The sequence below is a fragment of the Streptomyces sp. NTH33 genome, from assembly GCF_003236365.1.
Lineage (GTDB): Bacteria > Actinomycetota > Actinomycetes > Streptomycetales > Streptomycetaceae > Streptomyces.
On record NZ_POTZ01000845.1, the window covers coordinates 1 to 1,591 of the forward strand.

Genomic DNA, 1,591 nt, shown 5'->3' on the forward strand with positions numbered 1-1,591 from the left:
GAGGAAGGGGAGCCGGGGGCCGCCCGGGGGGCCGGGCGCGGCGCCGGCAGCGCCGCCGTGGAGCCCAGCCGCTGCCGCAGCCGACGGGACACATGACGGCACCACAGGCCCCACATGGCCCACCCGGGAGCGCGGTCGTCCCGGGCGTACCAGGCCAGTTCGCGGCCGCCCGGCGCCGTACGCAGCGCGGCGAGCGGCGCGTAGTTCTCCACCACGAACGCCCGCCCGACCCTCGGGGCCCCGTCCGGCAGGGCACGGCCCGTCAGGTCCAGGTGCAGGGCGCGTACGACGTCCAGTTCCGCGCTGTCCGCGAAGAGCCGGAACTGGGCGCCGGGGCGCGGGTTGAAGTCGAGCAGGTGATAGCGGCCCGTCGCCCCGCAGCGGCGGAAGTCCAGGTCGAAGATGCCGCGGTAGCCCAGCTCGCCGGTGAGCCGCTCGGCCGGCGCCCGCACCTCGGGGTTGGCCGTCCAGCGGCCCACCGCGGTCAGCCCCGCACCGCGCGGCCAGGACAGCTGCTTGCGGCCGGCCCCGCCCGCGCGCACGGTGCCCGAGCGGTCGGCGTAACCGTGGAAGAACCAGTCGCGGTCCGGTCCCGGTGGCAGGTACGCCTGCAGCAGCAGCCGGCTGCCCGCCTCCTCGGTGCGCAGGTACAGCTCCCGGGCCTGCCGCTCGGAGCGCACCAGCACCGTGCTGCGCAGGTCGCTGCCGGCGGGCAGCAGCCAGGGCCGGCTCCACTTCGCCACCAGCGGCAGTCCGAGCCGGCGCGCGTCCGCCGCGGCCCGTGCCGGACTGTCCGGGACCAGCGTCATCGGGTGCGGGACGTCCGCCAAGGCGCACACGGCGGCCAGCTCCGCCTTGTCGGCGACGCGTTCGGGCAGGGCGCCCGGCATCTCGGGCAGCAGATAGGAGGGGGCGAGTACGTCCCGCATCCGGCTCACGGCGATGGCGCTCGCGTCGTCCAGCGGGACCAGCACGGCGGGACGCGCGATCCGTTCGGCCACACGGCGCAGCACGGCGAGAACGTCGTCGGCGGACGCCCCCGGGAGCGGCGGGGGATGCGCCTCGCGCACATAACGCGACGCGTGGACGGGGCTTTCCGCCGTGTCGGCGACGAGGTGCACCTGCACTCCCGCCCTGCCGAGCGAGCGCACGGCGCCCAGCGTTCCGTGGTGAAAGGGATTCCGGTCGATCCGCAGCAGAACCGCGGGGACACGGGTGTCGAGCAACGGCACGAATTTCCTCTTCTTTTGGATCGGCTCACCCGTGCGGGCGAGAGAGGCACTCGAAAGCCGCGACGGCGGTGGCGCCATGCGCTTTCCTGTGCCTGACTTCATATGACGGTCCGTCAATACCGTGAAAAATGACGGAAGAACGGACCGGAGCGAAGAAAGGAGCAGGCATGACCCCAGAGCACAGGCGGGCCCGGGTCCGTCGGCTGGCCGTGGGCGCGGCGGCGGTCGCCGGGCTGGCCACCCTGGCGGCCGGCCCGGCGGCGGGCGTGGAGGTGGTGCGCGCCGCCGGTGCTCACGCTCCGGTGCCGACACCGGCGGCGGCACCGGCGGTGACCGCCCCGGCAGCCCCCGCCGTACCC

At 75.2% G+C, this 1,591-nt stretch carries 1 protein-coding gene and 1 pseudogene; one reads left to right on the forward strand and one right to left on the reverse strand.

Translation table 11 applies throughout. The features are described 5' to 3' along the window. The coding region (locus C1I97_RS36880; RefSeq protein ID WP_111007236.1) for a carboxylate--amine ligase at nt 1-1,232 on the reverse strand (1,232 nt) is incomplete at its 3' end. 167 nt (nt 1,233-1,399) lie between these two features. Between C1I97_RS36880 and C1I97_RS36885 the strand changes: the two are divergent. Beyond that, a pseudogene (locus C1I97_RS36885) lies at nt 1,400-1,591 on the forward strand (hypothetical protein); the annotation flags it as partial.